The sequence below is a fragment of the Prolinoborus fasciculus genome, assembly GCF_056724605.1.
Genome location: NZ_JBWZQN010000166.1, coordinates 1 through 644, shown reverse-complemented (window position 1 = coordinate 644; position 644 = coordinate 1). Strand labels below are relative to the sequence as shown.

Here is a 644-nt window from a genome sequence, read left to right as displayed (position 1 = left end):
AGCGACAGAGAAAGCCACAGTCAACAAACCTAAACGTCGACTGCTGCCGGATCATCTACACACCATCCGTATTGAGCATGAACCTGCATCAACCCAATGCAGTTGTGGCTGCCAGTTACGTCGTATCGGCGAAGATATCAGTGAAAAACTGCATTTCAGACCGGCACAGTTCTATAAGGAACAGCATGTGCGTGGCAAATGGGTCTGTGATCAGTGTGACACCCTGACTCAGCAAGCGATGCCTGCCTATGTGATTGATAAAGGCATTGCTTCACCTGAACTGCTCAGCCATGTGCTGGTATCGAAGTATGCCGATCATTTGCCGCTGTACCGTCAGCGCCTGATCTATCAGCGGGCGGGAATCGAGCTTTCTAGATCAACGTTATCTGACTGGATAGGTCGCTGCGGTGTAGAACTGGAGCCTCTGGCCAATGCCTTAAAAGAGGTGGTACTACAACAGCAGGTGCTGCATGCAGATGAAACACCGGTCACCATCATGCGGATGGGTGAGAATGAGAAAAAACCGAAGAAAGGTTATGTCTGGGCCTATGCCACTACACAGTACAATCCAGTTCAGGCGGTGATCTATGACTTTCAGGATAGTCGTTCAGGCCAGCATGCTGCAGAGTTCTTGAAAGGCTGGC

Annotated in this window: 1 protein-coding gene; it reads left to right on the top strand. The window is 50.3% G+C overall.

Annotated features, from left to right (window positions below):
- Window positions 1-644: IS66 family transposase (tnpC, locus tag AC1P5O_RS16755; protein WP_499006430.1), on the top strand; the 644-nt coding region annotated here is incomplete at both ends.